This window comes from Falsiroseomonas stagni DSM 19981 (genome assembly GCF_900114315.1).
Lineage (GTDB): Bacteria > Pseudomonadota > Alphaproteobacteria > Acetobacterales > Acetobacteraceae > Falsiroseomonas > Falsiroseomonas stagni.
The window spans coordinates 131,184-156,668 of record NZ_FOSQ01000014.1 but is presented as its reverse complement, the minus strand read 5'-3'; the positions used below and the strand labels follow the sequence as shown (position 1 = coordinate 156,668).

The 25,485-nt window shown below is 71.2% G+C and carries 23 protein-coding genes; 11 read left to right on the top strand and 12 right to left on the bottom strand.

Annotation, left to right across the window (positions count from 1 at the left end; genetic code table 11):
- Nucleotides 1-127: 127 nt before the first annotated feature.
- Nucleotides 128-349, top strand: a complete 222-nt coding sequence (locus BM041_RS25445) for a hypothetical protein (RefSeq protein ID WP_139226097.1) — start codon at nt 128-130, stop codon at nt 347-349.
- Between the two features lie 55 nt (nt 350-404).
- On the opposite strand, the gene BM041_RS25440 is transcribed toward BM041_RS25445, so the two are convergent.
- The 4 genes from BM041_RS25440 to arfB form a co-directional block, all read right to left on the bottom strand.
- On the bottom strand, nt 405-1,370 hold the full coding sequence (locus tag BM041_RS25440; protein ID WP_092962722.1) for a Bug family tripartite tricarboxylate transporter substrate binding protein: 966 nt from the start codon (nt 1,368-1,370) through the stop codon (nt 405-407).
- A gap of 35 nt (nt 1,371-1,405) precedes the next feature.
- The gene (gene mdlC / locus BM041_RS25435) at nt 1,406-3,001 is read right to left on the bottom strand and encodes a benzoylformate decarboxylase (protein WP_092962721.1); all 1,596 of its coding nucleotides are present in this window, start codon (nt 2,999-3,001) and stop codon (nt 1,406-1,408) included.
- Nucleotides 2,998-4,032, bottom strand: coding sequence for a phosphotriesterase family protein (locus tag BM041_RS25430; protein WP_092962720.1), 1,035 nt, complete (start codon nt 4,030-4,032; stop codon nt 2,998-3,000). Before BM041_RS25430 ends, mdlC begins: the two co-directional genes overlap by 4 nt.
- A gap of 63 nt (nt 4,033-4,095) precedes the next feature.
- Nucleotides 4,096-4,488, bottom strand: a complete 393-nt coding sequence (arfB, locus tag BM041_RS25425) for an alternative ribosome rescue aminoacyl-tRNA hydrolase ArfB (RefSeq protein WP_092962719.1) — start codon at nt 4,486-4,488, stop codon at nt 4,096-4,098.
- A 267-nt stretch (nt 4,489-4,755) separates the two neighbouring features.
- Between arfB and BM041_RS25420 the strand changes: the two genes are divergently transcribed.
- Complete coding sequence (locus BM041_RS25420; RefSeq protein WP_092962718.1) at nt 4,756-7,275, top strand: vanadium-dependent haloperoxidase; 2,520 nt, start codon at nt 4,756-4,758, stop codon at nt 7,273-7,275.
- Between the two features lie 170 nt (nt 7,276-7,445).
- Here the strand turns inward: BM041_RS25420 and BM041_RS25415 are convergent, their stop codons facing one another.
- Entirely contained in the window at nt 7,446-8,414 is a 969-nt protein-coding gene (locus tag BM041_RS25415) for a Bug family tripartite tricarboxylate transporter substrate binding protein (protein ID WP_092962717.1), read from the bottom strand.
- 98 nt (nt 8,415-8,512) lie between these two features.
- On the opposite strand from BM041_RS25415, the gene BM041_RS25410 reads away from it, so the two are divergent.
- Genes BM041_RS25410 through BM041_RS25400 form a run of 3 tightly spaced genes read left to right on the top strand, consistent with a single transcriptional unit; the run spans nt 8,513 to nt 12,860 of the window.
- Entirely contained in the window at nt 8,513-9,703 is a 1,191-nt protein-coding gene (locus BM041_RS25410; RefSeq protein ID WP_092962716.1) for a sulfotransferase family protein, read from the top strand.
- Nucleotides 9,700-11,223 (top strand): mandelate racemase/muconate lactonizing enzyme family protein, encoded by a 1,524-nt coding sequence (locus tag BM041_RS25405; RefSeq protein WP_092962715.1) that lies wholly within the window; start codon nt 9,700-9,702, stop codon nt 11,221-11,223. Before BM041_RS25410 ends, BM041_RS25405 begins: the two co-directional genes overlap by 4 nt.
- Nucleotides 11,224-11,240: 17 nt before the next feature.
- Complete coding sequence (locus tag BM041_RS25400) at nt 11,241-12,860, top strand: peptide chain release factor 3 (protein ID WP_092962714.1); 1,620 nt, start codon at nt 11,241-11,243, stop codon at nt 12,858-12,860.
- 80 nt (nt 12,861-12,940) lie between these two features.
- Here the strand turns inward: BM041_RS25400 and BM041_RS25395 are convergent, their stop codons facing one another.
- The 7 genes from BM041_RS25395 to paaN are packed head-to-tail and all read right to left on the bottom strand — an operon-like array spanning nt 12,941 to nt 19,668.
- The gene (locus BM041_RS25395) at nt 12,941-13,483 is read right to left on the bottom strand and encodes a putative glycolipid-binding domain-containing protein (protein ID WP_175534172.1); all 543 of its coding nucleotides are present in this window, start codon (nt 13,481-13,483) and stop codon (nt 12,941-12,943) included.
- Between the two features lie 29 nt (nt 13,484-13,512).
- Complete coding sequence (locus tag BM041_RS25390) at nt 13,513-14,214, bottom strand: ABC transporter ATP-binding protein (protein WP_092962712.1); 702 nt, start codon at nt 14,212-14,214, stop codon at nt 13,513-13,515.
- Nucleotides 14,207-14,995, bottom strand: coding sequence for an ABC transporter ATP-binding protein (locus tag BM041_RS25385; RefSeq protein WP_092962711.1), 789 nt, complete (start codon nt 14,993-14,995; stop codon nt 14,207-14,209). Before BM041_RS25385 ends, BM041_RS25390 begins: the two co-directional genes overlap by 8 nt.
- Nucleotides 14,992-15,924 (bottom strand): branched-chain amino acid ABC transporter permease, encoded by a 933-nt coding sequence (locus BM041_RS25380; protein ID WP_092962710.1) that lies wholly within the window; start codon nt 15,922-15,924, stop codon nt 14,992-14,994. The genes BM041_RS25385 and BM041_RS25380 overlap by 4 nt, the downstream gene beginning before the upstream one ends.
- Nucleotides 15,924-16,796: a branched-chain amino acid ABC transporter permease gene (locus BM041_RS25375; protein WP_092962709.1), complete on the bottom strand. Its 873-nt coding sequence runs from the start codon at nt 16,794-16,796 to the stop codon at nt 15,924-15,926. Before BM041_RS25375 ends, BM041_RS25380 begins: the two co-directional genes overlap by 1 nt.
- Nucleotides 16,797-16,815: 19 nt before the next feature.
- Entirely contained in the window at nt 16,816-17,982 is a 1,167-nt protein-coding gene (locus tag BM041_RS25370) for an ABC transporter substrate-binding protein (protein ID WP_092962708.1), read from the bottom strand.
- Between the two features lie 45 nt (nt 17,983-18,027).
- Nucleotides 18,028-19,668 (bottom strand): phenylacetic acid degradation protein PaaN, encoded by a 1,641-nt coding sequence (paaN, locus tag BM041_RS25365; RefSeq protein WP_092962707.1) that lies wholly within the window; start codon nt 19,666-19,668, stop codon nt 18,028-18,030.
- A gap of 136 nt (nt 19,669-19,804) precedes the next feature.
- Here paaN and BM041_RS25360 point away from each other — a divergent pair, with 136 nt between their 5' ends.
- The 6 genes from BM041_RS25360 to BM041_RS31970 all read left to right on the top strand — a co-directional run bounded on the left by BM041_RS25360 (nt 19,805) and on the right by BM041_RS31970 (nt 25,476).
- On the top strand, nt 19,805-20,602 hold the full coding sequence (locus tag BM041_RS25360) for an enoyl-CoA hydratase-related protein (RefSeq protein WP_092962706.1): 798 nt from the start codon (nt 19,805-19,807) through the stop codon (nt 20,600-20,602).
- A complete protein-coding gene (gene paaI / locus BM041_RS25355; protein ID WP_092962705.1) occupies nt 20,599-21,042 on the top strand; it encodes a hydroxyphenylacetyl-CoA thioesterase PaaI in 444 nt (147 codons plus the stop codon). The genes BM041_RS25360 and paaI overlap by 4 nt, the downstream gene beginning before the upstream one ends.
- Nucleotides 21,029-22,324, top strand: a complete 1,296-nt coding sequence (paaK, locus tag BM041_RS25350) for a phenylacetate--CoA ligase PaaK (RefSeq protein ID WP_092962704.1) — start codon at nt 21,029-21,031, stop codon at nt 22,322-22,324. The genes paaI and paaK overlap by 14 nt, the downstream gene beginning before the upstream one ends.
- 1 nt (nt 22,325) lies before the next feature.
- Nucleotides 22,326-22,952, top strand: a complete 627-nt coding sequence (locus tag BM041_RS25345) for a TetR/AcrR family transcriptional regulator (protein WP_092962703.1) — start codon at nt 22,326-22,328, stop codon at nt 22,950-22,952.
- A gap of 91 nt (nt 22,953-23,043) precedes the next feature.
- Nucleotides 23,044-23,289 carry a hypothetical protein gene (locus tag BM041_RS25340; protein ID WP_092962702.1) on the top strand — a complete coding sequence of 82 codons (246 nt, stop codon included), beginning with the start codon at nt 23,044-23,046 and terminating at the stop codon, nt 23,287-23,289.
- 135 nt (nt 23,290-23,424) lie between these two features.
- The gene (locus tag BM041_RS31970) at nt 23,425-25,476 is read left to right on the top strand and encodes a sensor histidine kinase (RefSeq protein ID WP_139226177.1); all 2,052 of its coding nucleotides are present in this window, start codon (nt 23,425-23,427) and stop codon (nt 25,474-25,476) included.
- Nucleotides 25,477-25,485: the final 9 nt, after the last annotated feature.

The following is a 25,485-nucleotide window of genomic DNA, read 5'->3' as shown; positions in this document are numbered from 1 at the left end:
CTCGCCTTCAAGCGATTGAAATCCCTGCTGCACATCGACCGATTGCCCACCCGCACCGAGCGTGGATCGCAGAGTTGGCTCTACGCCCACCTCGTCCTGGCCCTGCTCTGCGACGACCTCAGCCAGGATGTCCTGGAATCTTCCCCCTGAGGCGTTGCTCGACGACGCCTACACGCCCTCGCTCTGGGCCGTGCAGAAGATCGCGCTGATCGTCCTGCTCGGCACCGTCATCGGCACCGTCACCATCGCCGACATCCTGCATGCCAGCCCCAAGGCCCATCGCAGCCTCGCCAATGCGCCACGACGCCGAAAACCACACGTCAGCTACCCAGTCAGAAACCTATTTTAGCGCGTATGGGGGTCTCCCCCCTGGCATGGGGGTGTGGGGGAACAGCGTTCCCCCACTACTCCGCGCGTATGTTGGCCGCCCTGATCACCGGCTCCAGCACGGTTTTCTCCCGCGCAATCAGCGCCGCGAATTCCGCCGGCCCCCCGCCCCCCACGATCGCCCCCTGCTCGCTCAGCCTTCCCCCGATCATCGGGTCCCGCAGCGCGTCCCGCACCAGCGTGGCCACGCGGGTGATGATCGGCTCCGGCGTGCCGGCCGGTGCCACCAGCCCGAAGGCCGTGCCGAAGACGAAGTCGATCCCGCCTTCCGCCATGGTCGGCACGTTGGGCAGTTGCGGCAGGCGTTGCGGCGTCGCCACCGCCAGCGGCCGCACCTGGTTGCCGGTGATCTGGCCTAGGATGTTGGGGAGGTTGTCGATCACCAGGTCGATCTGCCCCGCGACCAGATCCGTCAATGCCGGTCCCGCGCCGCGATAGGGCACATGCTGGATATCCGTGCCCGTGGCGCGCTTGAAGAGTTCCAGCGCCAGGTGGAGGCTGGACCCCGCGCCGGCGGATCCCGCCGTCAGTCGCCCGGGCTCCGCCTTGGCCGCGGCCACCACATCCCCGACGCTGCGCCAGGGCCTGGCATTGGTCACGCACATCACCTTGGGCGTGCTGGCCAGAAGGGTGATGGGGGCGAAGGCGGTCTGCGTGTCGTAGGGCATGCTGCGGTAGATGAACTGGTTCACCGCGACCGGGCCCATGGAGGTCGCGAGCAGCACATGCCCGTCCGGCGCCGATTTCGCCGCCGCGTCGGCGCCGATGTTGCCGCCGGCGCCGACCCGGTTCTCCACCACCACGGGCTGGCCGAGCGCCGCCGACAGGGGCTGCGCGATGGATCGCGCCAGCACGTCCACCAGCCCGCCGGGGGGGAAGGGGACGATGATGCGGATGGGGCGCGACGGCCAGGTCTGCGCATAAGCCGGCAGGGCCAGCAGCGCGGGTGCCGCCAGCAAGGCACGGCGTGTCGTCTTCACCATGGCATTCCTCCCTGCGGGCTCTGATGGCCCCTCGTTCAGTGGCGATGATAGAGCGTCGGCACCGCCGCATCGACAACGACCTGCACCAGCATCGGCCCCGGATGCGCCATGGCCTGCGCCAGCGCGCCGTCCAGGTCATCCGGCTTCGTCACCAGCACCCCCGGGCAGCCCATGCCCCGCGCCAGAGACACGAAGTCGAGCCCCGGCAGGTCGATCCCCGGCACGTCGCGGACCTGCAGCACCTGGCTGAAGGACCGCATGGCGCCATAGCCGGCATTGTCGATGACGATGACGGCGAGCGGCAGCTTCTCCTGCACCGCGGTCCAGAGGGCCTGGGGCGAGTACATCATCGACCCGTCGCCGATCAGGCAGACCACGCGCGTGCCGGGCCGCGCGAGTGCGACGCCGACCGCGCCCGGCAGCCCGTAGCCGAGGCCGCCGCTCGCCATGGTGAAGAAGCCGCCCCAGTCGCGCATCGGCATCTGCGCGTGCATGGCGGGGCGGTGGGAGGGGGCTTCCTCCACCAGCACGGCATCGCGCGGCATGGCGGCGTGCAGGCGCGCCAGCAGCCAGGCCGCGGGGATGGGATCGGCGGGCGGCGGCGGCGCGGGGCGGATGCGCGGCGCGGGCGGCGCGCGGTCGCCCTTCGGCAGCAACGCATGCAGGGCGGGGATGGCGAGGCGGAGGCTGCCGAGGATCGAGAGGCCGGCGGGGGCGGAGGCCGCCGTTTCCGCATCGGTGGTGAGATGAATGATGGGCGGGCCGTCGCGGAAGATCGCGGCATCGCCCACGACATGGAAGGTGAAGACCGGCGCGCCCACCACCAGCACCAGATCATGCGGGGCCAGCGCCTCCGACACCGCCTGCGGCGCCGCGGCCAGGAAGCCGCCGAACAGGGGGTGGTCCTCCGGGAAGGCGATGCGGCTGGCGAAGGGGCTGGTCAGCACGCGGGCGCCGAGGTGTTCGGCCAGCGCCACCATCGCCGGCCCCGCGCCTTCCTGATCGACCTCCGGCCCCACCACCAGGACGGGGTTTTTCGACTCCGCCAGCTGCGCCGCGGCGCGGTCCAGCAGCGCGGGGTCGGGCGCGGAATCACCCGCCATCTCCCGCATCGGCACCGGCCAGCAGGGCGCGGCCCAGTCATCCGACGGGATGGAGACGAAGGTCGGGCCCCAGGGCTTGCGCATCGCGATGCGGTGCGCCTGCGCGATGGCGGCCGGCACATCCTCCGCTCGCGCGGGCTCGATCGCGAACTTCACATAGGGGCGCGGGAAGGCCGCGGCCTCCGTGGCGCCGAGGAAGGGCAGGTTCGGCAGCAGGGAGCGCGCCTGCTGCCCTGCCGTGATGACCATCGGCGCCTGGTTCTTGTAGGCGGTGAAGACATTGCCCAGCGCATGGCCCACGCCGGCCGCGGAATGCAAATTCACGAAGGCGCAGCGTCCGGCGGCGCGGGCATAGCCATCCGCCATGCCGATCACGCTGGCTTCCTGCAATCCGAGCACATACCGGAAGTCACTCGGCCAGCGGTCCAGGAAGGGCAGTTCCGTCGAACCGGGATTGCCGAAGACCGTGTCGATGCCCCGGTCCCGCAGCAGGTCGAAGACCGCCTGCCGCACCGTCGTCCTGCTCATCCCGCCTCTCCCCCGATCGTCAGCAGCCTGCGCGGCGTCTCCACCAGGATCGTGTCGATCTCGGCTTGCGAAAATCCCTTCTCCCGCATGAAGGGCACGACGTTGCGCAGGATGTGGCCATAGCCGTGCCCGCCATAGGCCAGCAGCCTGGTCAGCCGGCAGATGTCCTGGGAGATGGCGATCTGGCGGAGATGCCCGCGATCCACCAGCGCGCGGATCATGTCGATGCGCACGCCGTCATTCGGCATGGTGATGGGCGCGAAGGACCAATAGGCGTGTTCGTAGCCGAAGAGGTCGAATTCCATCACGCAGCCCGTATCGGCCAGGCGGAACAGGCGGTCATGGTCGAAGATGGTGCGGTCGATGTGGTCGATGATGGTGCGGGGGATGTCGCCGCCGCGCGCCTTCAGGAAATCGATGATCTCCATGGGCTGGTCGGGCACCGCGCCGGGATGGATGGTCAGCGCGGCCCCCGTCTCCTGCTGCGCGATGACGGCGCCGGCCATCACGCGCTGCTCCTGCGCGGTCCATTCCTCCGTGCAGCCGATCTCCCCGATGATGCCGGCGCGCACATCGGTGCCCCAGGCGCCGTGGCGAACGGCGTCGATCATCTCGGCCGCGAAGTCGTCCACGCCGCGCGTCGCGTTTTCCGGCGCGTGATAGGCCTGGACGTAGTGGCCGCAGCCCATCACCACCTGCACGCCCGTGCGGCGCGACACCTCGACCAGCCCCAGCGGATCGGGCGCCAGGCCCCCGATGGTGAGTTCCACGATCGCGTCGCCGCCATCCTCCCGGAAGGCCGCGACCTCCGCCACCGCCAGTTCGCGGTCCAGCAGCTTCGTCTTTTCCGTGTTGGGGCGGCGGCCGTAATCGATGTCGTAGCGGTTGCGGGGCGTGATCGGCACCGCCAGCTCCGGCCGCCCGCGCAGCGCGGGCGGCGTGATGTCGCAGAGCAGATGCTCATGCATCAGGGTGGTGCCGAGTGCCTCCGGCGCGATCGGCCCCAGGACCGTCGTGATGCTGCCCGCCATGCGCTGCCGTCCCCCTTGGAGACCGGAGCATCGCCCGCGTGGCGGGGCCGCGACAACCCGTCGCTATTCGTCGCGCGGCCGCCCGCGATCCTTCTTGATCTCGCCCCGGTGGCTCTTGCCCTCCAGCCGCCGCTTCTTGGAAGCGAGCGTCGGGCGCGTGGCGCGCCGTGGCGGGGGCGGGGGCTCGGCCGCCTTGGCCAGCAACTCGTCCAGCCTTTCGCGGGCATCGGTGCGGTTGCGGTCCTGGGTGCGGTGGCGCTGCGCCTGGATCACCAGCACGCCATCCCCCGTGATGCGGCGCCCCGCGAGGGTGCGCAGCCGCCGCGCCATCCCCTCCGGCAGGTCGATCCGCGAGAGGTCCAGCCGCAGCTCGACCGCCGTCTCCACCTTGTTGACGTTCTGGCCGCCGGGGCCGGAGGCGCGCAGGAACCGCTCCTCCAGCGCGTCATCGGGAATGGGGGGATGCGGGCCATGATGGGGCGCTTATAGCGCCGCGCGGGGCCGGACGGGAAAGAGGCCGCCCGGCCGGCCACGCCCGGGAAATGTTGCAAACAGGGGTTGAAACGAATGCGCAAAATGCGCTCAATTGCAACCATAAGGTGCCATTCCTGCCGGGCGGTAGCCAGCCGTGACGGGCTTCACCCGTCCTGGCGCGATCTGGTAACGTTTCGGGCTGCCGAAGATGGGTAGGATCGCGGCGCGACCCCTGGGAGGGACAAGGCCATGACGTCTGCGCTGGTTGTCGGGACTGCCAGGGGCGACCGGATCGTCGTGGATCAACGCCGAGGCCGATCGGCGGTGGAGGTCCTGGGCCTCGGGGGCGACGACACCATCATCGGCGGGCGGGAGAACGACACGCTGAATGGCGGCGGCGGCGATGACTGGATCATCGGCGTCCAGGGCCGGGACAGTCTGATCGGCGGCGGCGGGCATGACAGCCTGTTCGGCGGCGGCGGCGACGACATGCTGATGGGCGGCGGCGGGTTCGACCTGCTGCTGGGCGGCGGCGGGACCGACACGGCCCGCTACCTCGGCAATGCCGCGGACTACCAGGTCATCGACCTCGGCGGCGGCAGCTTCATCGTGAAGGGCATCGGCGGCGCCGGCCTGGCGGATGGCACGGACCTGCTGCTGGATGTGGAACGACTGGCCTTCGCGGATGGCACCGTCATCGCCGGCACCCCCGCCGCGCCCGTCATCACCGGCCTCGCGATCGATACCGGCCTGGCGGGGGATGGCATCACCGCCGATGCCACGCCGCTGGTCACCGGCACCGCCGCGGCGGGCCTGCGGGTGGAGGTGTTCCGCGACGGTGTCAGCATCGGCCGGACCCGCGCGGATGACGACGGGAATTGGAGCCTGGAGGACAAGCGCGGCGGCGGCCCCGGCGATGGGGAGTACAGCTACACCGCCGTCGCCATCGGCCGGTCGGGCCAGGAAAGCGCGGCTTCCGCTGCCTATGAGGTGACGGTGGATACCACCGCGCCGGGGCAGGCCAGCATCGGCCTGGCCAATTCATCCGATACCGGCGCGCTGGGCGATGGCGCGACGGGCCTTGCCTTCGTCACGCTGACCGGCACGGCGGAAGCCGGCGCCGTCATCCTGTTCGGCGATACGGCGGTGGATGTCGGCGCCGATGGCCGCTTCACCCTGGCGGACATCGCCCTCGATGCCGGGCTCAACAGCTTCACCTTCACCATCACCGATGCCGCCGGCAACAGCACGGCCCAGACCATTGACGTGGTGCGCGATGCCACGCCGATCGTGGACCCGGTGCTGTCCTGGAATTTCGCGACGCTGGAGGCCATCAAGGCGGCGGGGTCCATCACCGGCGTCGCGACGCGCGTGCTGGGCATGGAAAGTGCGGCGGTGCTGGACACGCTGGCGGGCATCGAGGGCACGCGCACCCTGATGGTGAACCTGGAGGCACCGGAGGATATCTCCGCCTACGCCGCCGTCGTTTCCGCCGCGCATCGCGTGCTCAGCACGCTCTACCCCGACCAGGCCGCGATCTTCGATGCGAAGCTGGCGGCGGATCTGGCCACGGTGCCGGACGGGCCGGCCAAGGAACAGGCCATCGACTACGGCCGCAGCGTCGCCGATGCCGTGCTGGCGATCCGCGCCGTCGATGGCGCGGACAAGGAATTCATCGAGCCCGGCGGCACCGGGATCGGGGAATGGCGCGTCCTGCCGCCCAATATCGGCGGCCTCAATCCGCAATGGGGCGATGTCACGCCCTGGGCGCTGGAACGGGGCGACCAGTTCCGGCCGGATGGCCCGCCCGACCTGACCAGCGCCGCATATGCCGCCGCCTTCAACGAGGTGAAGGAACTCGGCGCCATCAATTCCGCCACCCGCACGGCCGACCAGACGGAGATCGCCCGCTACTGGCGCGACCAGTCCGGCAGCTACACCCCCGCCGGCCGCTGGGCGCAGATCGCCGGGGAGGTCCTGGCCGATGGCGGCTACTCCACCTCCACCAATGCCTGGACGCTGGCGGTGCTGAACTTCGTGCAGGCCGATGGCGCGATCGCGGCGTGGGACGCGAAGTATCATTTCAATGCCTGGCGCCCGATCACGGCGATCCAGTTGGCGGACCAGGATGGCAACCCGCTGACGGAAGCGGACCCCAATTGGCGGCCGCTGCTGACCACGCCGAACCACCCGGACTACCTCTCCGGCCACGCCACCTGCTCCGCCGCCTCCGCCTATGCGCTGACGATGATGCTGGGGGAGATCGCCTTCTCCAACGAAAGCGTCGGCCTGCCGGGTGTAACGCGCAGCTTCGACAATTTCATCGATGCCGCGCTGGAAGCGGGCAAGAGCCGCATCTACGCCGGCATCCACTTCGAATTCGCCAATGTCGATGGCATCGAGACCGGGCGCCAGGTGGCGGAATTCGGCGTGGCGCGGCTGTCGGCGGAAGCCGATACCTTCGCCCCCGTGGTGCTGCTGGGCGCGCAGCCCGGCATGGCGGCCGCCGGCCCGCCGGTGCTGGAAGGCATGGCCTTCGACAACCGCGATGGGCTGGACTTCGTCATGGCCAGCCTCGATGGCGGCGCCACCCGCCAGGTCGCGATCGACGCCAAGGGCCGCTTCACCCTGGACCTCGAAGCGCTGTTCGGCCCGGTCGCCCCGGGCGCGCACAGCCTGGTGCTGACGGCGGAGGACGCGGCGGGGAATGATGCGACGCCGGTGGTGGTGGCCTTCAGCTATGTCGATGGGAACACGCTGATCGGATGAGCGGGCAGGCGGGAAAGGCTGGCAGGGGCGGCGCGTTCCTGGTATGTTCAATTTATCCCGGGGCCGCTGCCGCCTGCACCAGGGCCCGCGATTCAGCGACTAAAGGCCCATAATCGGCATAAACGGCTAAAGACACTAAAAACCAAGGAAAACAGCGGGATGGGCTGGCGCTACTGCGTCAGCGTCACCCCGCTTTCCCGCACCAGCGCGGCCCAGCGGCCGACCTCCGCCTGGTGGAAGCGGGCGAAGGCGGCGACGGGCATGGTCTCCACCCGGAAGCCCGCGGCCTCCAGCCGGCCGCGCACCACCGGGTCCGCCAGGGCGGCGACCGTCGCGGCGTTGATCGCCTCCAGCACCGGGGCGGGCGTGTTCAGGGGCGCGAAAAGGCCGAACCAGCTGTCGCCACTGAGGTAGTCATAGCCCTGTTCCCGCAGGGTCGGCACGGAAGGCAGGTCGGAGAAGCGTTCGTCCCCGCCCACGCCCAGCACCCGGATGCGCCCATCGGCCGCCAGGGCGGAGACGCTGGCCCAGGTGGCCATCATGAAGTCCACCACCCCCGCCACCAGATCCATCGCCGCCGGGGCGGCACCGCGGTAGGGCACATGCGTCGCGTTCATCCCGCTGCGCCGCGCGAAGGTCTCGCTCATGAGGTGGGAGGCAGAGCCGGCGGAGGAGGAGGCATAGGACAGCCCCCGCGGGGATTGCCGCCCCATGGCGACCAGGTCGGCCACGCTGCGGGCGGGGGAGGATGCCGGCACCACCAGCGCATGGGGCGCCTTCGCCACCAGCGTGATGGCCGCGAAGCCGGCGGGGTCATAGGGCAGGCCCGGGATCAGCGCGCCATTGGTGCCATGGGTCTGGTTGTTGCCCAGCACGAGGGTCAGGCCATCGGGCGCCGCACGGAACACGGCTTCGGTGCCGATCACCCCGCCGCCGCCGCCGCGATTGTCCACCACCACCTGCTGGCCCCAGCCCTCCTGCCACTTCGCCGCGATGGCGCGGGCCAGGACATCGGTGGTGCCGCCGGGGGGGAAGGGGACGATGAGGCGCACCGGCCGCTGCGGCCAGCCGCCCTGGGCCCGGGCGGCCCCGGCGGCCATGCAAAGGGGCAGGGCGAGCAGCGCGCGGCGGGACGTCATGCGTTCAGGGCCTCTCTCGGGTGCGGGTCGCAGTGTTGCCGCGCCGGGCCGATTGCGGCAGAGGGAATCTCGACGCCAGGGGCAGCCAGAAGCAGCCGATGCCGCACCATGTCTTCCTGCACGTGCCGAAGACCGCCGGTTCATCCCTGCGCACCGTGCTGTCGCGCCAATATGGCGCGCGCCACGTCCTCTACTTCGACCTCGGCATCGGGGACTCCCGCCCGATGCCGGAGATCGCGAAGGCCGTGCGGGCGGGGATGGCCGGGCGGGATATCCGCCTGGTGACGGGGCACCAGTTCCTCGGCCTGCACCAGGCGCTGCGGGAGCCCTGCCACTACTTCACCCTGCTGCGGGACCCCGTCGAACGGGCGCTGTCCGAGTATTTCTATGCCTTCACCTACCCCCACCACGCGCAGCGGGACGCCATCACCAGCGGCGCGCTGTCGCCGATCGACTACCTGACGGCGCAGGGCCGGGGCGATGCGCAGGCCCGGCAGATCGCGGGGCGCACCACGCGGCCGGTGCTGGAAGCGGCGCTGGCCAACCTGGACAGCGCCGTGCTGGTGGCGGGAATCGCGGAGGAGTTCGACCGGTCCCTGCTGCTGATGGCGCGGCGCCTCGGCTGGGCGCCGCCGCTCTACATCGCGCGCAACGTCACCCGCCTGTCGCCGGACCAGGCGGCGCTGCGCGACCGGGCGCGGGCGGCTGCGGCGGCGCATCGCGACCGCTTCGCCACCGACATCGCGCTGCATGAGGCCGCCCGCGCGCGGTTCGAGGCCGACCGGGCGGCGGAAGGCCCGGCCTTCGAGGCCGCCTTCGCCGCCTACGCCCGCTGCCAGGCGGCGCTGGCGGAAGGCGCGGGGGACCGGGTCTTCGACCGCTACGAGTTCCAGCAGGATGACGTGTTGCCGCCCTTCGCGGCCACCATCCGGGACAGCGCGGACTATGCGGTGGTGGCGGAATTCCTGGCCTCCCCGGCCGTGGCCGCCGCGACGCCCCGCAACATCATGGGCCGCCTCGACCGGGTGGAGGACGGGGTCCTGCATGGCTGGGCGCTGGACCTGCTGGCCGCCCAGCCCGTCACCGTGGCGCTGATGGCCGGCGCGGCGCCGCTGGCCGCCACCCGCGCGCAGATGCTCCGCCCCGACCTGGCCGCGGCGGGCCTCGCCGACGGCCATTGCGCCTTCCGCCTGCGGATGCCGGCGGGTGCCGCCGGGCGCCCCGACCTCCGCCTGGTGGTGGAGGGCACCAACATCGCCCTGCCCGATCCGGAGAGACACCTGGGATGAACGCCGCGCCCCTGCTGGGACTGGACGAGGCCACCTGGCTTGGCGGCATCGCCGCGACGCCGCGCGCGATCGGCGCGGCGGCGCTGACGCAGGACCCCTTCGCCGCCTGCCTGGCGCGCGGCACCACGCTGGTGGTGGCGGATGCGGAGAGTGCCGGGGGGCTCGCGGGGCTGCGGGACCTGGCGGCCCTGGCCCGCGCGCTCGGCGTGACGCTGGCGGTGAAGCCCGGGGCGGGGGGGGTGGAGCGCGCCACCGCCCTGGCCGGTGCGCTGGACGCGGCGGTGGCCGCCGAGGGCCCGCTGCCGGCTCTGCCCCCGCAGCCCAGGGACAGCCCGACGCGGATCGTCTCGGTCACCGTCCAGCGGATCGCCCTGCCGCTGAAGCACCTCTATGTCAGCTCCATGTACTGCACGCCGAAGCAGGACCGGACGCTGGTCGCCATCCGGCTGGCGGATGGCACGGTGGGGTGGGGGGAGACCAACGGCACGCCGGATTGCGCGGCCCGGGTGGTCGCGATCGCCAAGGGCTGGATCGGCCGCGATGCGCTGCGGGACCGCGCTTCGCTGCGCCGCGCCTTCGCCAGGATCAGCTTCGACAACCGCCATGGCCGCAACGGGCTGGCGGCCTATGCGGGGCTCGACCTCGCGGCCTGGGACGCTTCCGCGAAGCATCTCAGCGTGCCGCTGGCCGCGCTGCTCGGGCAATCCGCGCCGCTGCGGCCGGTCGAGGTCGCCTGCCCGCTGCCCGCGGCCGTCCCCGGCCGGGCCATGGACCGCGCCGAGATCACCGCGCACATGGCCGACCTGTCCCTGGCGCCGCGCGTGGCGGAACTCGCGGCCGGGATCGCCGCGGCGCACGGCATCCGCGCCTTCAAGTACAAATCCGCCGCGACCGGCATCGAGTGGGACATCGCCGCCCTGACGGCGCTGCGGGCCACGCTGCCCCCGGGCACGCGGCTTCGCTGCGACCCCAATGGCGCCTACAGCCCGGAGGAGGCGCGCCGCCTGGTCGCCGGGACGGCGGCGCTGGAGCTGGAGTTCCATGAGGACCCGACCGACGCGCTGGAAGGCTTTTGCCGGTTGCGGGAGGCAGGGGCGGGGCGGCTGGCGTCCAACATGTGCCTGATCGAGCCGCCGGATTTGGTGGCCGCCCATCGCCTCGGGCTGACCGACCTCGTCGTGCTGGGGGACATCTTCTACTGGGGGGGCATCGCGGGGCTGCGGGATGCCTCCGCCGTCGCGGCCCGGCTCGGCCTGACGCCGTCGCTCCATTCCTTCTACGAGACGGCGGTGGCGACGGCGGCCAATTGGCAGATGGCGCAGGCACTCGGCCTCGATGCCGATCATCCCATGGATTGCGGCGTGACCTCGCTGGCCGAGGATATCGTGGCGCCGGGGATGCTGACGGTCCGGGACGGCGTCCTGACCGGGCCGGAGGGGCCTGGCATCGGCCTGGCGCCGGACCCCGCGCGCATCGCGGCGCTGGCCATCGCCGATCCGGTGGTGATCCCCGCCCCGTAAGGGGCTATAGGCCCCCCATGAGCGACACCCTGGCCCTCGAAGCGGTCGCGCGCGAAGCCGCGCGCCGCCGCACCTTCGCGATCATCGCCCACCCCGACGCCGGCAAGACCACGCTGACGGAGAAGCTGCTGCTGAAGGGCGGCGCCATCCAGCTGGCCGGGGCCGTGCGCGCCAAGGGCAATGCGCGGCGCACGCGGTCCGACTGGATGAAGATCGAGCAGGACCGCGGCATCTCCGTCGCCACCTCCGTCATGACCTTCGAGCGGGGGGGCGTGATCTTCAACCTGCTCGACACGCCGGGCCACGAAGACTTCTCCGAGGACACCTACCGGACGCTGACGGCCGTCGATGCGGCCGTGATGGTGCTCGACGCCGCCAAGGGCATCGAGAGCCAGACGCGCAAGCTGTTCGAGGTCTGCCGCCTGCGCGACATCCCCATCGTCACCTTCGTCAACAAGATGGACCGGGAGGCGCGCGATCCCTTCGAGCTGATCGACGAGATCGAGCAGACCCTGGCGCTGGACGCCGCCCCCGTCGCCTGGCCGATCGGCCGCGCCAGCACCTTCTGGGGCACCTACGACATCCTGGCGAAGCGCCTGATGCCGGTGGATGCGACGGAGGAGGAGGGCATCGCCGTCTCCGGCGCCGATGACCCGCGCATCGCGGAGCTGGTGGGGGAGGAACGCGCCACCCAGCTGTCGGAGGACATCCTGCTGGCCGAGGCGGGCCTCAAATCCTTTGACCTGGCGGCCTTCCGGGAAGGCACGCTGACGCCGGTCTATTTCGGCTCCGCGCTGCGGGATTTCGGCGTGGGGCACCTGCTGGACGGCATGTCCCGCTACGCGCCGCCGCCGGGCGCGCGGGCATCCGATGCGCGCGCGGTGGAGCCGGAGGAAGGCAAGCTGACCGGCTTCGTCTTCAAGGTACAGGCGAACATGGACCCGAACCACCGGGACCGCGTGGCCTTCGTGCGGCTGTGCAGCGGGCGGCTGACCAAGGGGATGCGGCTGCGCCAGGTGCGCACGGGCAAGCAGGTGCCGGTGAACGCGCCGCTGTTCTTCTTCGCGAAGGAACGGCAGGTGGCGGAGGAAGCCTGGCCCGGCGACGTGGTCGGCATCGCCAACCACGGCACGCTGCGCATCGGCGACACGCTGACGGAAGGGGAGGACATCAACTTCCGTGGCGTCCCCAGCTTCGCGCCGGAAATCCTGCGCCATGTGCGGCTGGAAGACCCGATGCTGGCCAAGAAGCTGCGCACCGCGCTGGACCAACTGGCGGAGGAAGGGGTGGTGCAGATCTTCCGCCCGCTCGACGGCTCCGCCCCCATCGTCGGCGTGGTGGGGGAGCTGCAGCTGGACGTGCTCGCCAGCCGGCTGAAGGTCGAATACACCGTGCCCGCGGGCTTCGACGCCACGCGCTGGTCCACCATGCGCTGGATCTCCTCCCCCAGCGGTGACCGCGCGGCCATCAACCGCTGGGCGGACCGCAACCGCAGCGACACGGCCGAGGACCATGATGGCGAATACGTCGCGCTGTTCGGGTCCGACTGGCGCCGCAAGCGGGCGGAGGAGGAATATCCCGAGCTTCGCTTCGACGCGGTGCGGGAACAGTCGGGCCTGGTCGCGATGGTGAGGTGAAGGGCGGGGGAACGCTGTTCCCCCGCACCCCCATGCCAGGGGCCTCGGGCCCCCTGGACCGCGAGGCTTTGGGGCTGGCCTCAGACGCGCTCGAACAGGCCGGGATAGCTGACGACCACACCGTCCTCATCGACCGTGATGTCGCGGGTGAAGTCGCCGTCGCGCGATTCGTAGCGCCACAGACGCTCCTCCAGCCGTGTGTAGCGCTGCGCGTCGCGGCTGACGGTCATCGACGGCAGGTTCACATAGGCTGTGTCGATATCGACGGACTTGCCTACCGCGGTGCGGAGCCGCCGGATCGGCAGGGTGTTGGTGAAGGGCGTGGCGCCGAGGTCCACATCCTGCACGCCGGCGAGGTCCGGCAGCTCCGCGCCCTCCGCATCCGTCCAGCCACCCTTGCCATCGGCCAGCAGCACCATCACCACGGGGTTGCCGAGCACGGCGACGGAAAGGCGCCGCGTGCGCCAGCGGCTGTCCATCAGCAGGCGGAACCGCGCGGCGAAGGGGGCCTCGCCACCCGCGACGATCATGCCCTCCGCGCTGATCTGCCCCGGGCTGCGATCCAGCACGAGGTGCTGCACGCCCTCGCCGGCGGCTTCCCGCCAGCGGTAGTGCTTTGCCATGATGGTCATCCTGTGCCGGGGGAATTCGGTCAAACGCCGAGATAGGCTTCCCTTACGGCGGGATCATGCAGCAGCGCCAGCCCTGTTCCCGAATGGGCGATGCGCCCCGTCTCGATGACATAGCCGCGATCGGCGATGGACAGCGCGGCGGAGGCGTTCTGTTCCACCAGCAGCACCGTGACGCCCTGCGCCTTCAGCGCCACCACCGCGGCCAGGATCTGGTCCACCAGGAGCGGCGCGAGCCCCATGGAGGGCTCGTCCAGCAGCAGCAACCGTGGGCCAGACATCAGCGCGCGGCCGATCGCCAGCATCTGCTGCTGCCCGCCGGACAGGCCCGCGGCCTGCAGGTGGCGCTTCGTCTTCAGGATGTCGAACATGCCATAGACGCGGTCGAGCCCCGCTTCCGTATCCGCGCGGCCGCGGCGGAAGGCGCCGAGGCGGAGATTGTCTTCCACGCTCAGCGGCCCGAAGACCTGGCGGCCTTCCGGCGATTGCGCGATGCCGGCGGCGACGCGGGCATGGGCGGGGAAGGCGGTGATCTCATCGCCGTGGAATGTCACCCGCCCCGACTTCACGGGATGCACGCCGGACAGGCAGCGCAGCAGCGTCGTCTTGCCCGCGCCATTGCCGCCGACGAGCGCCGTGATCTCCCCGGTTTCCACGCGCAGCGTGATGCCCTTCAGCGCCAGGATGCGGCCATAGGCGGCATGGAGGTCGGCGACATCAAGCAAGCGCGGCCTCCTTCGCGCCATGCAGGCCGAGATAGGCGGCGATGACCTCGGGGTTGTTCCGCACCTCCGCCGGCGTGCCGGCGGCCAGCAGGCGTCCCTGGTTCAGCACCACCACCTGGCGGCTGATGCGCATGACCATCTTCATGTCGTGCTCGATCAGCACCACGGCGATGCCGCGCGCGGCGACGGCGGCGATGAGGTGGTCGATCTCCGCGGTCTCCACCGGGTTGCAGCCGGCGGCGGGTTCATCGAGGAGCAGCACGCGCGGTTCGGTCGCCAGGGCGCGCGCGATTTCCAGCCGCTTCAGCGCGCCATAGGGCAGCGATCCCGCGGGGCGGTCGGCGTGCTCGGCCAGCCCGACCTCCGCCAGCAGCGCCATCGCGGCATCGCGGGAGGCGCGGTTGGCGCGGCGGGCGGCGGGCAGGCGCAGCAGGTCGGCCAGCAGCGACGACCGCTCCCGCAGGTGCCGCCCGGCCATGACATTCTCGGCCGCCGTCATGCGGAAGAAGACCTGGAGATTCTGGAAGGTGCGGGACAGGCCGAGCGCGGCCAGGCGGTGCGGCGGCGCCTGCGTCACATCCTGCCCCGCCAGCACGACGCGGCCGGTATCGGCGCGGTAGAGGCCGGAGACGATGTTGAACAGCGTGGTCTTGCCCGCGCCATTCGGGCCGATGATGGCCAGCACCTCGCCAGCCCGGGCCTCGAACCCCACGCCATCCAGCGCGCGCAGGCCGCCGAAGCCGATGCCGATGTTGTCCGCGGAGAGCAGGACCTCGCTCATGCCGGGCGCCGCCGCAGCAGCGTCGCGAGGCCGGGCACGATGCCGACCCTGAGAAAGATCATGAACAGCATGATGAGCAGGCCGAGCACCGCGTGTTCGTATTCATGAAACACGGTCAGCGCCTGCGGCAGCAGCACCAGAGCCGCGGCGCCGACGACGGCGCCGGGGACGGAGGCGAGGCCGCCGATGACCACCATCGTCACGTATTCCACGGATTGGAGAAAACCCGCGGCATCCGGCGTGACGAAGCCGTTCATCATCGCCATCAGCCCGCCCGCCACCGCGCCATAGACGGCGGCGATGACGAAGGCGCGGAGCTTGTGGCGGGCGACATCGATGCCGATGGTCCGCGCCGCGACCTCACTGTCATGCAGCGCGGCGAGGGCGCGGCCGGAGGGGCTGTGCTGGATGTTCAGCGCCAGCCAGACACCGATGAGCAGCGCGGCCCCGTTGATCCAGTACCAGGCCTCGCCCCCGCGCGGACGCCAGCCGAAGATCTCCGGGCGGGGGATGCGGATGCCGTCGGGGCCGCCGGTGATCGCGATCTCGCTGACCAGGACCAGGGCGACGAGGATGCCGAAGCCGAGCGTGGCCACGGCCAGGTAATGGCCCTTCAACCGCAGGATCGGCCGGCCGACGAGGAAGGCGATGAGGCCCGCCAGCACGGCGCCCAGCGGCAGGCAGGCCAGCACCGGCAGGCCCAGGTATTTCGGCCCCAGCGCCATGGCATAGGCCCCGATGCCGACGAAGCCGGCATGGCCGAGGCTGACCTGCCCCGCCTGGCCCATCAGCACCTGCAACCCGACGGCACCCAGCGCCGTGACCCAGACCAGCGCGGCCACGCGGAAGTAGTAGCCGGAGGGGAAGAACCACGGGATCACCGCGATGACGGCCGCCAGGATCAGCAGGGTTGCCCAGCGTGCGTTCATCACACGCGCTCCACGCTGCGATGCCCGAACAGTCCCTGCGGCATGGAGAAGAGCACCGCGAGGATGACCAGGAAGGCGACGGCATCCTTGTAGGCGGAGGAGACATAGCCCGCGCCCAGCGCCTCCAGCAGCCCGAGCACCAGCCCGCCGACCACGGCACCGAGCGGGCTGCCCATGCCGCCCAGCATGGCGGCGGCGAAGCCCTTCAGCGCCAGCAGCGTGCCGACATCGAAGGAGGTGAGCGTGATGGGGGTGATGAGGATGCCCGCCAGGGCGCCGATGGCGGCCGAGAGGCCAAAGGACAGCGCCAGGACGAAGCTGGTGTCCACGCCCACCAGCCGCGCCGCCAGCCGGTTCGCCGCGGTGGCCAGAACCGCCTTGCCCATCAGCGTGCGCTCCAGGAACAGGAACAGCCCGCAGAAGACGATCAGCGCGCCGCCCAGCACCCAGAAGCTCTGCGGCAGGATCGCCGCGCCCAGCACCATGATCGGATCGTTGCCGGAGAAGCCGGGCAATTGATGAAAGCGCTTGTCGAAGACGATCTGCGCGACGCCGCGCAGGAAGATGCTGGCGCCGATGGTGATGATGATGAGGGTGACGGCCGAGGCGCCGCGCGCGGGCTCGATCGCGAGGCGGTGCAGCGCGAGGCCCACCAGCACCGCGACCGCGATGGCGAGCAGGGCGGCCAGCGGCAGGGGGATGCCGGCGGCGGTGGCGAAGACCGTGACCATGCCGCCCAGCATGACGAATTCGCCCTGCGCGAAGTTCACGACATCGGAGGCGTTGTGGATCAGCGTGAAGCCCAGCGCCACCAGCGCATAGACCGCGCCGATGGTGAGGCCGGAGACGAGGAATTGCAGCAGTTCGGGCATCGTCTCCGGCCTTCCGCGTTCAGTTCCCGAGAAGCGCCCAGTCGCCGTTGCGGATCTCGACCATGCGGAAGGCGGAGAGGTCGAGGCCCATATGGTCGGTGGCGCTCATATTGACGATGCCGCCGGTGCCGACGAAGCCGCGCGTGGCGCGGATGGCGTCCCGCAGCCTGGTGCCGTCGGTGGAATTGGCGCGGCGCATCGCCTCCACCAGGATCATGAGGCCGTCATAGGCATGGCCGCCGAAGGTGGAGACGGGCTGGTTGAACTCCCGCTCGAAGGCCGCCTTGTAGTCCAGCACCACCTGGTGCTGCGGGTCGCTGGTGGGCAGCTGTTCGGCGATGAGCAGCGCGGCGGCGGGCAGGCGCACGCCCTCGGCCGCGGCGGGGGTGGCCAGGTTGATGAATTCCCGGCTGGCGACGCCGTGGGACTGATAGAGCGGCAGGCGGATGCCGAGCTGGTGGTAGCCGCGGGTCACGATGGCGGGGCCCTGGCCGAAGCCGGGATTCACCACCGCCTCGATGCCCTGCGCGTTGCGGAGCCGCGTGAGCTGCGGGGTCATGTCGCTATCGCGCGGGCCGTAGCTTTCCTCCGCCACGATGGTGATGCCGGCCGCACCGGCCACGCGCACGCATTGCCCGCGCATGGACTGCCCGAAGCCATCGGTGCCGGAGATCATGCCGACGCGCGTCAGGCCGCGCGCGCGGATATCGGCGAAGATCTTCTCGCAGGCCATGCGGTCGGTGTGGGGGGTCTTGAAGGTGAAGGGCTGGACGGGGTCGATGATCTCGATGCCGCCGGCCAGCGAGATGAAGGGGATGCGCGCATCCTCGAAGACCGGGCGCATGGCGAGCGTCGTGCCGGTGGTGGTGCCGCCGACCATGGCGACCACGCGGTCATCCTCCACCAGGCGGGTGGCGAAGGTGCGGGCGCGGTTGGCGTCGCCGGCATCGTCATAGATGATGAGCTGCAGCGGGCGGCCATTGACGCCGCCGGCCTGGTTGATGCGGTTGACGTAGAGGCGGAGCGTCTTGTCCTCGGGATCGCCGAGGAAGCTGGCGGGGCCCGTCACGGACAGCACCGCGCCGATGCGGATCGGCTCCGGCGCGCGCTGCGCGAGGGCGGGGGCGGCCAGAAGAAACGCCCCGGCGGCGATCACGCCCCGGCGCAGGATCATTCCCAGTGACATGCGTGCACTCCCTTGGACGTTGTTGTTCGTTCAGGCGTTTGTGCTTCAGGCGGGGGGACGTCGCACCATCGCGATGTGGAAGCGATTGGTGACGAAGGCGGCGTCGGTGAGGCAGGAGGTGCCGGCGGGGTTGGCGCCGGAGACGTGGTAGTCGCTGAAGGCGGCGGACTGGTTGACGAAGACGCCGCCGGTGAGGTTTTCGGACAGCGCCACGCCGGCCTTCGCGAAGGCGGCTTCGGCGCGGGCGAGGAAGGCGTCATCCGTGCTGTGCACCAGCGCGGTGATGGCGCCGCGGGCCTTGGTGGACTGGGCGGCCAGGCGCAGCGCGGCCTCCGCATCCGGGCAGCGGATCAGGAAGGCGATGGGGCCGAAGCGTTCCTCGCCCCAGGCTTCCTCGGCATCGGCGAGCACCTCCACCAGCAGCGGCGTGGCGGTGCGGGCCTCGCCAGGCAGGGGCGCGCTGTCGCGCAGCACGCGGCCGAGGCGGCGGGCGGCGGCGATGCGCGTGAGCGTCCCGGGATTCTGGATGGCGCCCAGCACGCCGGCGGCGCGGGCGGGGTCGGCAAGCAATTCATCCAGCGCGGCGACGATGGCGGCGGCGACCTCGTCGAAGCTCTTGCGGCCCTGGTCGGTGTCCATGCCGGTGGCACTGACAAAGATGTTCTGGGGGGCGGTGCACATCTGGCCGCTGTAGAGGGCGAGGGAGAAGGCGAGGTTGCGGCAGAGGCCGGCGAAATCCGCGGTGGAATGCAGCACCACGGGGTTGATGCCGGCTTCCTCTGTATGCAGGGGCTTGGTGCCCGCGATCAGCCCGCGCAGCCGCGCGCCGAAGACGGGGCCGCCGGTGAAATCGACGATGCCGATGGCGGGATGGGTCGCGAGCTGCTCGGCGATCGGGGCTTCCGGCGTATCGGGCGCGAGTTGCACGACATCCGGCGCGAAGCCCGCCTCCGCCATGACGGTGCGGGCCGTGCGAATGGTCAGCGCCAGCGGCAGGATGGCGGCGGGGTGCGGCTTGACGATGACGGCATTGCCGGTGGCGAGGCTGGCGAACAGGCCGGGATAGCCGTTCCAGGTGGGGAAGGTCGCGCAGCCGATGACGAGGCCGATGCCGCGCGGCACGGCGCGGAACCGCTTGTCCATGCGCAGCGTGTCGCGGCCCGCGGGCTTGTGCCAGGCTGCCGTGGTCGGCACGCGCGATAGCTCCTCCATCGCATAGGCCACGGCTTCCAGGCCGCGATCCTGCGCATGCGGCCCGCCGGCCTGGAAGGCCATGACGAAGGCCTGGCCGGTGGTGTGCATCACCGCATTCGCCATCAGGAAGCTGTCGCGGTTCAGCCGGTGCAGGATCTCCAGCAGCACGCCGGCGCGGGCGGCGGGATCGGCCTCCGCCCAGGCAGGCGCCGCGGCCTCGGCGCGGGCGACCAGGGTGGCGGGCGGAAGCGCGGGATAGGTGATGCCGAGCGCGGGGCCGAAGGGAGAGCGTTCGTCGCCGACCAGCGCCTCGCCCCCCTCGAAGGGCTTGCCCAGCAGGGCGGCGAAGGCGGCTTCCGCTTCGGCCTTGGCGGTCTCGCCATAGATCCTGCCCGAGGGCGCTTCCGGATAGGCCGAGAAATGCGCGCGCGAGCGGGCGGCGGCAATCGCCTGGTCCAGCAGCGCCTGGTGCCGCGCCGCGAACTCGGCCATGGCGATGGAGCCTCCCCGTTTGACTTGGTATTTCGGGCGAGAATAAGCTGACCGCGCGTTCAGTCAATAGAAAGGGGATCGTAGGTATATAAACCTACGATCCCCCATCTGTCAAGAAAAACGGGGAGGGCTTCGCATGTCGGGGACGGCGCCGGTGCTGCTGGTGGAGCAGCGGGACGGGTATCGCGTGCTGACGCTCAACCGCCCGCAGCGGTTGAACGCCTTCGATGCAGGGCTGCAGGCGGTGCTGCGCCAGGCGCTGGCGGAGGCGGGCAGCGATCCCGCCTGCCGGGCCGTGCTGCTAGCCGGTGCGGGGCGCGGTTTCTGCGCGGGGCAGGATCTGGCGGAGCCGGGGCTGACGGACCCCGATGTCGATCTCGGCGCGGTGCTGGATCGCGGGTGGAACGCGCTTGTCGCGGCGCTGCGCGGGCTGCCGAAGCCCGTGGTCTGCGCGGTGCAGGGCGTGGCGGCGGGGGCCGGCGCCTCCGTGGCGCTGGCCTGCGACATCACGCTGGCGGCGGAGGATGCGAAATTCTCCCAGGCTTTCATCCGTATCGGCCTGATCCCGGACAGCGGCGCCACCTGGATGTTGCCGCGCCTCGTCGGCCCCGCGCGGGCACGGGCGCTGGCGATGCTCGGCGATACGATCAGCGGCGCGGAGGCCGCGTCGATGGGCATGGTGTATCGCGCCGTGCCGGCGGCTTCGCTGATGGCGGAAGCGGAATCGCTCTGCGCCAGGCTCGCTCGCCTGCCGGCGGACGCGCTGGCCGCGACCAAGCGCGTGCTCGACGCCGCGGAGGGCAACACGCTCGAGGAGCAATTGGCGCTGGAGGCGGCGGTGCAGAGGGACCTCGGCCGCAGCGCCGACTACGCGGAGGGCGTGGCCGCCTTCCAGCAGAAGCGCCCCGCGCGCTTCGAAGGCGCCCCCGAATGACGCCGCAGGAGATCGCGGAAGCCTGCGCCCGCGCGATGTGGGCGGAGGACCAGGCCTCGGCCGGGCTCGGCATGGCGATCACGCGCGTGGCGCCGGGGGAGGCGGTGCTGGCCATGCGGATCGAGCCCCGCATGGTGAACGGGCACGGCATCGCGCATGGCGGCTTCATCTTCGCGCTGGCCGACAGCGCCTTCGCCTTCGCCTGCAACAGCTTCAACCGCCGTGCCGTCGCCCAGTCCAACACCATCACCTATCTCCGCCCCGCGAAGCTGGATGATGTGCTGACGGCCCATGCCGTGCAGACGCAATCCGCCGGGCGCAGCGGCATCACCGATGTGACGGTGACGGACCAGCAGGGCCGCGCCATCGCCGTCTTCCGCGGCCTCTCCCGCATCATCGATGGCCAGCTTGTGGAGGAAACAACCCATGGCAACGGATGACCGGCTCGATGAGGGCGAGCGTCTGTCGATCGGCGATCTGCGCGCGCTGCAGCTGGACCGCCTGCGGGCCACGCTCCGCCTCGCCTATGACAAGGTGCCGCATTACCGCCGGGCCTTCGATGCGGCGGGCGTGACGCCCGATGATCTTCACGCGCTGGAGGACCTCCGGCGCTTCCCCTTCACCACCAAGGCGGATCTGCGGGACAACTACCCCTTCGGCATGTTCGCCGTGCCGCGGGAGAAGCTCGCGCGTATCCACGCCTCCTCCGGCACCACGGGCAAGCCGACCGTCGTCGGCTACACGGCCGACGACATCGCCATGTGGGCGCAGGTGATGGCGCGATCGATCCGTGCCAGCGGCGGGCGGCCCGGGATGATGGTGCATATCGCCTATGGCTACGGGTTGTTCACCGGGGGGCTCGGCGCGCATTACGGGGCGGAGGCGCTGGGCTGCGCCGTGGTGCCGATGTCCGGCGGCATGACCGAACGCCAGGTGCAGCTCATCGAGGATTTTCGCCCCGACATCATCATGGTCACGCCCTCCTACATGCTGGCGCTGCTCGACGAGTTCCGCAGGCAGGGAAAGGATCCGCGCGGCACCAGCCTCAGGATCGGCATCTTCGGCGCGGAACCCTGGACGGAGGCGATGCGCGCGCAGATCGAGGATGCCTTCGGCATCCAGGCCGTGGACATCTACGGCCTGTCGGAGGTGATCGGCCCCGGTGTCGCCAATGAATGCGTGGAGACGAAGGACGGGCCGCATATCTGGGAGGATCACTTCTTCCCGGAGGTCGTGGACCCGAATACCGGCGCGCCGGTGCCGGAGGGCGAGCCGGGCGAGCTGGTCTTCACCAGCCTCACCAAGCAGGCCATGCCCATCATCCGCTATCGCACGCGGGATTTGACCCGCCTGATGCCCGGCACGGCGCGCCCGGCCTTCCGGCGGATGCAGAAGATCACCGGCCGCAGCGACGACATGATCATCCTGCGCGGGGTGAACCTGTTCCCGTCCCAGGTGGAGGAACAGATCCTCCGCGTGCCGGACCTGGCGCCGCACTACCAGCTGATCCTGACGCGCGACGGACCGCTGGATGCCATGACCATCGCGGTGGAGGCCGAGCCCGGCACGCTGCCGGAGGAGCGCGAGCGCGCGGCGAAGACCCTGGCGCATTACGTCAAGGCGATCATCGGCGTCACCGCCGCCATCGAGGTGCGCGACGCCGGCGCGATCGAGCGCAGCCTCGGCAAGGCGAAGCGCGTGGTGGACCGGAGGCCCCGCTGAGATGGCACGCCCCAGGGCCGCGGACCATGAGGAGAAGCGCCAGGCGATCCTGAAGCAGGCGGCGGAGCTTTTCGCCGCGCATGGCTATGACCGGGCGTCGCTGGCGATGCTCGCCAAGGCGGGCAACGTCTCCAAGACCCTGGTCTATCACTACTGGCCGGACAAGGCGGCGCTGCTGTTCGACGTGCTGGCGCAGCACCTGCAGCATCTGGTCGAGATCGCGCGCGGGGCTGCCACCATCACGGGCTCGCCACGTGCGCGGCTGGAGACTCTGGCCTTCCTGCTGCTGGATGCCTATCGCGACGCGGATGCGGTGCATCGCGTGCAGATCACCTGCCTGACCCTGCTGGCGCCCCCGCAGCAGGAAGCGCTGCGGTCCCTGGAACGCGCCCTGGTGGCGGAGGCCGCGGCGATGGTGGCGGACCTGCATCCGGGCCTGGCGGAGGACCGGCGGCTGCTGAAGCCGCTGACCATGAGCTTCTTCGCCATGCTGAACTGGCACCACCTCTGGCACCGGGAACAGGGGCCGCTGAGCCGGGAGGATTATGCCCGGATGGTCGCGGCGCTGATCGCGGAGGGCGGCGGCCCGGCGGCGCGGGCCCTGGGGCCGGGCGTTGATTCCGCTTGATTTTAGGAATACTATCCTTTAAGCCGATTAGGCCATTTATGCGCCTTTAGTCGCATTCCGCGCGGGGCATCGGGTGGCGGAGGGCTGATCGATGCGCGTCCTGCTGAAGATATCGCCGCAGAGCCAGATCACGCTGCGCAAGGACCTCCGGGCGGCGCTAGGACCATGTTCTCATGTCGAGGTCGAGGCCGTCAAGGGACGGCTCATCCTGCGCCCGGCCGCGGGGCTGACCCTGGATGAGGCGCGGGACGCCTATGGCAAGCACGGCATCACGGTGGAGGTGCTGAAGGAGGCGCTGACCATCGTGAAGCGGCGCCAAGGCGGGGCTTCCGAATGACGGGGCTTCCCCGTCACCGTCACGTGACAGGGCGCCGTGGCGGCGATGATTGCGCGCCCGGCGCGGGCGGGTGAGGCTGCGCCGCCCATCACAGGTGGTGGAAAAGGGGGGCGGTTGGAAGGCGCCGGGGCCGGGATGGCGGTGGCGGCCGGGCCGGATCGGCGGGCGCGGCGATGCGGTGGCGCGGCTTCCTCCTGGGCGCTGCCGGCGGCGGCGCTGCTGCTGCCGCTGGCGCTGCTGCTGGGCGGCGGGCTGCTGGCCTGGCGGAACACGCTGGCGGAGGCCGAGGCGGCGCTGCGGCAGAGCGCCGATACCGGCGCCGAATTCGGCACCCGCGTGCTGGCCGGCTATGTCGTCAGCGCCGGGCGGGTGAACGACCTGACCCGCGGCCTGTCGGATGCCGAGATCTCGGCGCGGGAGGAATCCCTGCACCGGCAACTGGCTGACCTGATCCCCGACGTGCCGGAGGCGGAAGCTGCCTATGTGATCGACCGGACGGGCACGGCGCTGCTGGCGGCGAACCTGTTCCCGGTGCCGCGGGACCGGCCGACGGCGGCGGACCGGGACTTCTTCGCGGCGCTGCGCGCGGATACCCCGCCGCGCTTCCACATCAGCCAGGTCTATGTCTCCCGCTTCGATGGCGTGCCCTTCTTCGCGGTCAGCCGCCGGCGCAGCGGGACGGCGAACGGGCTGGCACCGGACGCCTTTGATGGGGCGGTCAACCTCTCCGTCTATCCGCACCGGCTGCAGCCGGCGATGCGGCGCCTGCTGCGGCAGGATGGCGATGCCCTGGCGCTGATCCGGGATGACGGAGAGGCGCTGGCCAGCACCGCTATCGCCAGCCCGCAGGGGGTCTCGGCGCCCGGGCTGGCCGCCGCCGCCGCCCCGACCGGCCGCGCCTTGCGGCGGGAGGGCGGCATGATCCTTGCGGTGCAGAAGCTGGAGGGATTTCCCGTGCTGGCGGTGGCCAGCCGGCCGCTGGCCGCGGTGGCCGCGGATTGGCGGGCCACCATGGGCAACCACCTGCTGTTCGGCGTGCCCGCCACCCTGGCCCTGCTGCTGCTGAGCCTGCGGGAACGCCAGCAGCAGGCCCGGCTGGGGGCGGCGAACCAGGCGCTGGAGGAGGTGAATGCCGCGCTGGCCGCCGCGCTGCGCGCCAGCGAGGGCAATCTGAAGCGGGCGCAGGATGCGGCCGGGATCCTGGCCTTCGACATGGCGGCGGACGGGATGGTGGCGGGTGGCCGGGGGCTGCGGGAGCTGTTCGGCCTGGCGCCGGACGCGGTGCTGGACGAGGCCGCGCTGGTGGCCTGCCTGCATCCCGATGACCGGCCGGTGGCGCAGGCCGAGTTGCGGCGCCTGGCGCGGGATGGCGGGAAGCTGGCCGCGGAATACCGGGTGCTGCTGCCGGATGGCGGGCTGCGCTGGGTGATGCTGCGGGGGGAGGCCGCGGCCGGCTACGGCCCGGCCTCCCCCAGCGGCCTGGCGCTGCCGGGCCGTCTTTCCGGCGTCGCCATGGATGTCACGCCGCGCCGCCAGGCGGAGGAACGGACGGCGCTGCTGGCCTTCGAGGTGACGCACCGCGCCAAGAACACGCTGGCCGTGGTGCAGGCGGCGCTCCGGCTGACCAAGGCGCCGGACTACGCGAGCTATGTCCGCGCCGTCGAAGGGCGCGTCGCGGCGCTGGCGCGGGCGCAGACCATGCTGGCCGAAAGCCAGTGGCGGGAGGGCGATCTGCGCGCGCTGCTGGAGGCAGAGCTGCGTGCCTTCCAGGCCGCGCCACCCCCGGGCGAGGGCGCGGGGGAGCCGGTGGTGACGCTGTCCGGCCCGCCGGTGTCCCTGCCGGTCCGCGCCGTGCAGGCGCTGGCCATGGCGGTGCATGAACTGGCGACCAACGCGGTGAAATACGGCGCCCTGTCCAGCCCCGCCGGGCGCCTGCACATCACCTGGTGCCTGGATGCGGCCTGGCTCTATTTGGCCTGGCGGGAGAGCGGCGGGCCGCCGCTGGCGGCGGAACCGGCGCGGAAGGGCTTCGGGTCCCGCGTGATCGAACAGACCATCCGCTTCCAGCTCTCGGGACGGATGGAGAAGCGCTGGGAACCCGCCGGGCTGGAATGCGACATCGCGATCCCGCTGACGGAGGCGGGACCCGCGGTGGGCGGCGCCCCGCCGCCGGGGGGCGAGTCTTGACGTTCCGGC

Bases quoted from the DNA above. Each gene is read 5' to 3' on its own strand.
- BM041_RS25405 (WP_092962715.1), top strand. From the start codon at position 9,700: ATGAACGCCGCGCCCCTGCTGGGACTGGACGAGGCCACCTGGCTTGGC.
- BM041_RS25445 (WP_139226097.1), top strand. From the start codon at position 128: ATGTCCTGGAATCTTCCCCCTGAGGCGTTGCTCGACGACGCCTACACG.
- BM041_RS25345 (WP_092962703.1), top strand. From the start codon at position 22,326: ATGGCACGCCCCAGGGCCGCGGACCATGAGGAGAAGCGCCAGGCGATC.
- BM041_RS25360 (WP_092962706.1), top strand. From the start codon at position 19,805: ATGTCGGGGACGGCGCCGGTGCTGCTGGTGGAGCAGCGGGACGGGTAT.
- BM041_RS25340 (WP_092962702.1), top strand. From the start codon at position 23,044: ATGCGCGTCCTGCTGAAGATATCGCCGCAGAGCCAGATCACGCTGCGC.
- BM041_RS25430 (WP_092962720.1), bottom strand. From the start codon at position 4,032: ATGGCGGGCAGCATCACGACGGTCCTGGGGCCGATCGCGCCGGAGGCA.
- paaK (WP_092962704.1), top strand. From the start codon at position 21,029: ATGGCAACGGATGACCGGCTCGATGAGGGCGAGCGTCTGTCGATCGGC.
- BM041_RS25410 (WP_092962716.1), top strand. From the start codon at position 8,513: ATGCCGCACCATGTCTTCCTGCACGTGCCGAAGACCGCCGGTTCATCC.
- paaI (WP_092962705.1), top strand. From the start codon at position 20,599: ATGACGCCGCAGGAGATCGCGGAAGCCTGCGCCCGCGCGATGTGGGCG.
- BM041_RS25440 (WP_092962722.1), bottom strand. From the start codon at position 1,370: ATGGTGAAGACGACACGCCGTGCCTTGCTGGCGGCACCCGCGCTGCTG.
- BM041_RS25380 (WP_092962710.1), bottom strand. From the start codon at position 15,924: ATGAACGCACGCTGGGCAACCCTGCTGATCCTGGCGGCCGTCATCGCG.
- mdlC (WP_092962721.1), bottom strand. From the start codon at position 3,001: ATGAGCAGGACGACGGTGCGGCAGGCGGTCTTCGACCTGCTGCGGGAC.
- BM041_RS31970 (WP_139226177.1), top strand. From the start codon at position 23,425: ATGGCGGTGGCGGCCGGGCCGGATCGGCGGGCGCGGCGATGCGGTGGC.
- BM041_RS25415 (WP_092962717.1), bottom strand. From the start codon at position 8,414: ATGACGTCCCGCCGCGCGCTGCTCGCCCTGCCCCTTTGCATGGCCGCC.
- paaN (WP_092962707.1), bottom strand. From the start codon at position 19,668: ATGGCCGAGTTCGCGGCGCGGCACCAGGCGCTGCTGGACCAGGCGATT.
- BM041_RS25400 (WP_092962714.1), top strand. From the start codon at position 11,241: ATGAGCGACACCCTGGCCCTCGAAGCGGTCGCGCGCGAAGCCGCGCGC.
- BM041_RS25370 (WP_092962708.1), bottom strand. From the start codon at position 17,982: ATGTCACTGGGAATGATCCTGCGCCGGGGCGTGATCGCCGCCGGGGCG.
- BM041_RS25420 (WP_092962718.1), top strand. From the start codon at position 4,756: ATGACGTCTGCGCTGGTTGTCGGGACTGCCAGGGGCGACCGGATCGTC.
- BM041_RS25385 (WP_092962711.1), bottom strand. From the start codon at position 14,995: ATGAGCGAGGTCCTGCTCTCCGCGGACAACATCGGCATCGGCTTCGGC.
- BM041_RS25395 (WP_175534172.1), bottom strand. From the start codon at position 13,483: ATGGCAAAGCACTACCGCTGGCGGGAAGCCGCCGGCGAGGGCGTGCAG.
- BM041_RS25375 (WP_092962709.1), bottom strand. From the start codon at position 16,796: ATGCCCGAACTGCTGCAATTCCTCGTCTCCGGCCTCACCATCGGCGCG.